The sequence below is a fragment of the Marinobacter sp. genome (genome assembly GCF_040882185.1).
Taxonomy (GTDB): Bacteria; Pseudomonadota; Gammaproteobacteria; order Pseudomonadales; family Oleiphilaceae; genus Marinobacter.
Map to the genome: position 1 here is coordinate 23386 of NZ_JBBEBW010000010.1, position 6025 is coordinate 29410.

The window sequence follows — 6025 nt, forward strand, 5'->3', positions numbered from 1 at the left end:
TAACCACCACCGCTTACTGGCTATCGACAACTTCACTCGTGGACTTAAATATCCGCGACTTCGCACCGTCTTCCTTGATCTGGAAGCCAACACGATCGGCTTTGCCGGTCTGCGGATTAAAAATAGCCACGTTTGAAGCCTGGATAGGTGCTTCTTTCTCGACGATGCCACCTTGGGTGCCAGCCATCGGGTTTGGCTTGGTGTGTTTCTTGATCATATTGATCCCGGAAACAATTACCTTACCATCGTCCTGAACTTTCAGGATCTTACCACGTTTGCCTTTGTCTTTCCCCGTAGTGACGATTACTTCGTCATCTCGTTTAATCTTTTTCATAACCGGCCTCTAGTCCTTACAGTACTTCGGGTGCCAGCGAAATAATCTTCATGAACTTTTCATTCCGCAGTTCGCGAGTCACCGGCCCGAAAATACGGGTACCGATTGGCGCATCCTGGTTGTTCAGAAGTACAGCCGCATTACCGTCGAAGCGAATCAACGAACCGTCTGGGCGACGAACGCCCTTACGGGTGCGCACAACAACAGCTTTAAGTACCTGGCCTTTCTTCACCTTACCCCGTGGGATGGCTTCCTTAACGGTTACCTTGATGATATCCCCCACGCTGGCATAACGCCGGTGTGAACCGCCCAGGACCTTGATGCACATTACTTGCCGTGCACCGCTATTGTCCGCGACTTCAAGCATTGTTTGAGTCTGAATCATGGTTATTCTCCAGCAGAAACCACTTTGCCGTTACGACAAGACTCACCGTCCGGGCGAGTTACACCTTCGATGCGTGTTCGACAACATCTACCAGGGCCCAGCTTTTGGTCTTGGAGACCGGACGGGTTTCCTGGATTGTAACGATGTCACCAATGTTGCACTGATTGTTCTCGTCATGAGCGTGAATTTTGGTTGAGCGCTTGAGGTACTTCCCGTACAGCGGGTGCTTTACCTGGCGCTCCACCAGAACCACAATGGATTTCTCCATTTTATTACTCACGACCTTGCCGCTCAGGGTTCTGGCAGTTTTGGTAGCTTCGGTCATGTCACTGTCCTGCCTTTTCATTCAAAACTGTTTTCACACGAGCGATATCGCGCCGCACCTTACCTACGAGGTGTGACTGATTCAGCTGACCTGTCGCCTTACGCATGCGAAGGTTGAACTGCTCCTTCAGGAGATCGACCAGCTCTTTATTCAGCTCTTCGACTGATTTCTCACGCAGCTCTATTGCTTTCATCACATCACCGTCCTCGTAACAAAGGTGGTCATCACAGGCAGCTTTGCAGCGGCCAGCGTGAAGGCTTCACGCGCGACTTCCTCAGGAACGCCTTCCATCTCGTACAACATGCGGCCTGGCTTAATTTCAGCGACCCAGTACTCGACAGAACCCTTACCTTTACCCATTCGTACTTCAAGCGGCTTGCCAGTAATCGGCTTGTCCGGAAAGATCCGAATCCAGATCTTGCCGCCCCGCTTGATCCGACGAGTCATGGTACGACGTGCCGCCTCAATCTGGCGGGCAGTTATACGTCCACGAGTCGTCGCTTTCAATCCGTATTCACCGAAGCTCACCTTGTTAGCGCGGTGAGCAAGACCGGTGTTACGGCCTTTCATTACCTTGCGAAATTTGGTGCGTTTTGGTTGCAGCATTTGAGTGCCCCTTTACTTAGAACCTTTCTTCCCAGAGGCTTTCTTGTCAGCACGGACCTGTTCCATACCACCAAGAATCTCACCTTTGAAGATCCATACCTTGACGCCGATAACGCCGTAAGTGGTATGCGCTTCGTAGGTTGCGTAATCTATATCTGCACGTAATGTGTGCAGCGGAACACGACCTTCGCGATACCACTCGGAACGTGCGATTTCAGCACCCCCAAGACGACCACCTACCTGAATCTTGATGCCTTTGGCGCCCTGGCGCATCGCGTTTTGTACCGCACGCTTCATAGCACGACGGAACATGACACGGCGTTCAAGCTGACCAGCTACGTTTTGCGCAACCAGGCGAGCATCCAGATCCGGCTTGCGGACCTCTTCGATGTTGATGTGCACCGGCACTCCCATCATGTCGCTTACTTCACGACGCAGACGGTCAACATCTTCACCCTTCTTCCCGATAACAATACCCGGGCGGGCTGTATGGATCGTGATACGGGCGTTCTGAGCAGGGCGCTCGATCACAATCTTGCTGACAGACGCCTTTACCAGGCGCTTGTCCAGGAACGTGCGAACCTCAATATCATTCAGGAGGTTTTTCGCGTATTCCGCTTTCTCCGCATACCAAACTGAGTTGTGCTCTTTGATCACACCCAGGCGCATGCCGGTTGGATTTACTTTATGACCCATCTGAGCATCTCCTACTTGTCGGCGACCTTGACGGTTATATGACAGGTGCGCTTGAAAATCCGATCAGCGCGCCCCTTGGCTCTCGCCTTGATACGCTTGAGCGTCGGACCTTCATCCACCATGATGGTGGCAACCCGCAACTCGTCAACGTCCAGACCTTCGTTATGCTCAGCATTGGCAATGGCTGACTCAAGAGCTTTCTTGATAACAACCGCCGCCTTTTTCGGGCTGAAAGTCAGAATGTTCAGGGCGTCCTCAACAGCCTTACCGCGAACCTGATCTGCGACAAGACGTGCTTTCTGAGCTGAGAGGCGAGCGCCCTTATACTTAGCCGCTACTTCCATTTCTATTCCCCTCGCGATCAGCGTTTAGCTTTCTTGTCGGCAGCATGGCCACGGTAGGTTCGCGTAGACGCGAACTCACCCAGCTTATGACCGACCATGTCTTCGGTGACATGAACGGGCACGTGTTGCTTGCCGTTGTGAACTGCAATGGTCAGGCCAACCATCTCTGGAAACACTGTTGAACGACGCGACCAGGTCTTGATTGGTCGCTTGTCGTTCGCTTCCAGAGCTGCCTCGACCTTCTTCAACAGATGCAGGTCTATAAAAGGACCTTTCTTTAAAGAACGTGGCACAGCAATTACCTCTATGTAGTCGTTTACTTGGCTGAACGACGACGTACTATCATCTTGTCAGTACGTTTGTTCTTACGAGTCTTATGCCCTTTGGTTGGAACACCCCAGGGAGTTACAGGGTGACGCCCACCAGAGGTACGCCCTTCACCACCGCCATGCGGGTGGTCAACTGGGTTCATAGCAACACCACGTACTGTTGGTCTTTTACCGCGCCAACGTGATGCACCCGCTTTACCAAGCTGCTTGAGGCTGTGTTCGCTGTTGGACACTTCGCCCAACGTGGCGCGACAGTCGACAAGCACCTTTCGCATTTCCCCTGACCGGAGGCGTATAGTTGCATACGCACCTTCCCGGGCAACCAGCTGTACGGATGCGCCCGCACTGCGAGCCAGCTGAGCACCTTTGCCAGGCTTGAGTTCGACGCAGTGAATCACAGAACCGACCGGAATATTCCGGAGCGGAAGTGTGCTTCCTACTTTTATCGGCGCGTCGATGCCGGAGCGCACAGGATCTCCAATCTGAACACCTTTGGGAGCGATAATGTAACGGCGCTCGCCATCGGCATACTTCAGGAGTGCAATGTGCGCAGAGCGGTTCGGGTCATATTCCAGGCGTTCTATAGTCGCCGGAATACCATCTTTCGTCCGCTTAAAGTCAATGACACGGTAGTGACGCTTGTGGCCACCACCAATGTGACGAGTAGTGATGCGACCAAAATGGTTGCGCCCACCCGATTTACTAAGAGTTTCGACCAACGGCTCGTATGGGCTACCTTTGTGCAGGTCAGGGTTGTAGAGCTTTACAACATGACGGCGGCCAGGAGATGTTGGCTTGGTTTTGACGATCGGCATATTACGACCCCTTTACCTTATTCCACATCCAGAAAATCGATGTCCTGACCTTCCGCAAGCTTCACATAAGCCTTACGAATGTCATTACGCTTACCGAAACCGCGGGCAGTGCGTTTGAGCTTGCCCTTACGGTTCATAATCTGAACACCTTCGACGGTAACGTTGAACAGTTGCTCAACAGCTTTTTTAACCTCAGGCTTGGTCGCGTCAGTGGCAACACGAAACACCACCTGCCCACGCTCGGACGCCATTGAGGTTTTTTCTGACACGTGCGGCCCCAGCAGAACCTGATAAATACGTTCCTGATTCATCCCAGCATCTCCTCAATTTTCTTAAGAGCCGGAACGGTCACGACAACCTTCTCAAAGGCCACAAGGCTAACCGGATCGAGACCTGCAACATCACGCACATCAATGTGCGGCACGTTACGGGACGCCAGGTGAAGGTTCTGCTCGACATTCTCGGCGAGGATAAGAGCGTTATTAACACCGATATCCTTCAGCTTTGCATTGAACGCCTTGGTCTTGGGAGTTTCGACACTAAAGTCGTCCACAATTACCAAACGCTCCTGACGAACCAGCTCGGAAAAAATGGAGCACAGAGCAGCGCGGTACATCTTGCGGTTAACTTTTTGCTCGAAGTTTTGAGGCTTGGCAGCAAATGTCACACCACCAGAGCGCCAAAGAGGGCTTCTGATAGTACCTGCACGGGCACGACCAGTGCCTTTCTGACGCCAGGGCTTCTTACCGCCACCCCGAACTTCTGAACGCGTTTTTTGGGCCCGAGTTCCCTGCCGACCACCTGCCATATAGGCAGTGACGACCTGATGAACCAGCGCCTCGTTAAAATCTTTGGCAAACGCGATATCGGAAACAGAGATTCCTTTACCGCTACCTGTAATAGTCAATTCCATCGCACCGCTCCTCAGGCTTTAACTGCAGGCTTGATGACAACGTCGCTACCGGTAGCACCTGGAATAGCACCACGAATCAGCAGCAAGTTGCGCTCAGCGTCGACACGGACAACCTGAAGGTTCTGCACAGTAACCTGCGCGTTGCCCATCTGGCCCGCCATCTTTTTGCCTTTGAAAACACGACCCGGAGTCTGGTTCTGGCCAATGGAGCCCGGTGCGCGATGAGACAGGGAGTTACCGTGGGTGGCATCCTGCATAGTGAAGTTCCAACGCTTAACACCACCTTGGAAGCCCTTACCTTTGGACTGCCCGGTAGCATCAACCACTTGACCTTCTTCGAAAACGGTCGCCTTGATTTCACCACCGGCTACCAGATCTTCGCCTTCGCCATCAGCCAGGCGGAATTCCCATAGTCCACGACCGGCTTCAACGCCCGCCTTGGCAAAATGGCCCGCTGCGCTTTTGGCGACACGAGAAGATCGACGCTTACCGACGGTTACCTGAACCGCACGATAGCCGTCGCTTTCGAGAGTTTTGAGTTGAGTGATACGGTTAGCATCAACCTCAATCACGGTGACAGGCAGCGCCTGACCGTCTTCCGTAAAAATACGGGTCATACCGGCCTTGCGACCGACAATACCAATTGCCATGTTTCACCTCTTAAGTGTACGGGGCTCTCACCCTCTATGGCCTTAAATGACAGTTACACTAGCAACCAACACACCCGTGTTAGCCGAGGCTTATCTGAACGTCTACACCTGCTGCCAGATCCAGTTTCATCAAAGCATCTACTGTCTTTTCCGTCGGCTCAACGATGTCGAGCAAACGCTTGTGTGTACGGATTTCATACTGATCGCGCGCATCTTTATTGACGTGCGGAGAAACCAGGATGGTGTACTTTTCCTTCCGCGTCGGCAGAGGGATTGGCCCGCGCACCTGAGCGCCGGTACGTTTTGCCGTATCGACGATCTCCTGCGTTGACTGATCGATCAGGCGATAATCAAACGCCTTTAACCGAATTCTGATTTTTTGGCTTTGCATTTTGCACCAAACTCCACTCGTAGCAGCTAGTTCTAGCCGACCTTAAAAAAAGGAGCCGCATTGTATGCAGAATGCCCGACCCTGTCAAGCAGGCTTCTTCTGCTACAGGATCGGGCAACACAACTCCGGATAGAAAAAGGGGCTGCATTTGCAGCCCCTTCTCTGCAAGGAACCGAGCGAGTCTTACTCGACGATCTTTGCAACGACCCCTGCACCAACCGTACGGCCACCTTCGCG

Annotated in this window: 13 protein-coding genes; all 13 read right to left on the minus strand. The window is 52.7% G+C overall.

The window, feature by feature from the left end; all coding sequences use genetic code 11:
* Positions 1-13: 13 nt before the first annotated feature.
* Positions 14-334 (minus strand): 50S ribosomal protein L24, encoded by a 321-nt coding sequence (gene rplX / locus WEB64_RS07400; RefSeq protein WP_368061264.1) that lies wholly within the window; start codon positions 332-334, stop codon positions 14-16.
* A 16-nt stretch (positions 335-350) separates the two neighbouring features.
* A complete protein-coding gene (gene rplN, locus WEB64_RS07405; protein ID WP_007154005.1) occupies positions 351-719 on the minus strand; it encodes a 50S ribosomal protein L14 in 369 nt (122 codons plus the stop codon).
* 58 nt (positions 720-777) lie between these two features.
* Complete coding sequence (rpsQ, locus tag WEB64_RS07410) at positions 778-1044, minus strand: 30S ribosomal protein S17 (RefSeq protein ID WP_368061263.1); 267 nt, start codon at positions 1042-1044, stop codon at positions 778-780.
* A gap of 1 nt (position 1045) precedes the next feature.
* Positions 1046-1237, minus strand: coding sequence for a 50S ribosomal protein L29 (gene rpmC, locus WEB64_RS07415; protein WP_368061262.1), 192 nt, complete (start codon positions 1235-1237; stop codon positions 1046-1048).
* On the minus strand, positions 1237-1650 hold the full coding sequence (gene rplP / locus WEB64_RS07420) for a 50S ribosomal protein L16 (protein WP_368061261.1): 414 nt from the start codon (positions 1648-1650) through the stop codon (positions 1237-1239). Before rplP ends, rpmC begins: the two co-directional genes overlap by 1 nt.
* Before the next feature lie 12 nt (positions 1651-1662).
* Entirely contained in the window at positions 1663-2346 is a 684-nt protein-coding gene (rpsC, locus tag WEB64_RS07425) for a 30S ribosomal protein S3 (RefSeq protein WP_368061260.1), read from the minus strand.
* Positions 2347-2357: 11 nt separating this feature from the next.
* Positions 2358-2690: a 50S ribosomal protein L22 gene (rplV, locus tag WEB64_RS07430; protein ID WP_152208454.1), complete on the minus strand. Its 333-nt coding sequence runs from the start codon at positions 2688-2690 to the stop codon at positions 2358-2360.
* Between the two features lie 17 nt (positions 2691-2707).
* Positions 2708-2983 (minus strand): 30S ribosomal protein S19, encoded by a 276-nt coding sequence (gene rpsS / locus WEB64_RS07435; protein ID WP_368061259.1) that lies wholly within the window; start codon positions 2981-2983, stop codon positions 2708-2710.
* 23 nt (positions 2984-3006) lie between these two features.
* Positions 3007-3834, minus strand: a complete 828-nt coding sequence (gene rplB / locus WEB64_RS07440) for a 50S ribosomal protein L2 (RefSeq protein ID WP_368061258.1) — start codon at positions 3832-3834, stop codon at positions 3007-3009.
* Between the two features lie 17 nt (positions 3835-3851).
* A complete protein-coding gene (rplW, locus tag WEB64_RS07445) occupies positions 3852-4145 on the minus strand; it encodes a 50S ribosomal protein L23 (RefSeq protein WP_368061257.1) in 294 nt (97 codons plus the stop codon).
* Entirely contained in the window at positions 4142-4747 is a 606-nt protein-coding gene (gene rplD, locus WEB64_RS07450; protein ID WP_368061256.1) for a 50S ribosomal protein L4, read from the minus strand. The genes rplW and rplD overlap by 4 nt, the downstream gene beginning before the upstream one ends.
* An 11-nt stretch (positions 4748-4758) precedes the next feature.
* On the minus strand, positions 4759-5397 hold the full coding sequence (gene rplC, locus WEB64_RS07455; protein ID WP_368061255.1) for a 50S ribosomal protein L3: 639 nt from the start codon (positions 5395-5397) through the stop codon (positions 4759-4761).
* A 79-nt stretch (positions 5398-5476) separates the two neighbouring features.
* Positions 5477-5788, minus strand: coding sequence for a 30S ribosomal protein S10 (gene rpsJ, locus WEB64_RS07460; protein ID WP_041341420.1), 312 nt, complete (start codon positions 5786-5788; stop codon positions 5477-5479).
* Positions 5789-6025 lie beyond the last annotated feature (237 nt).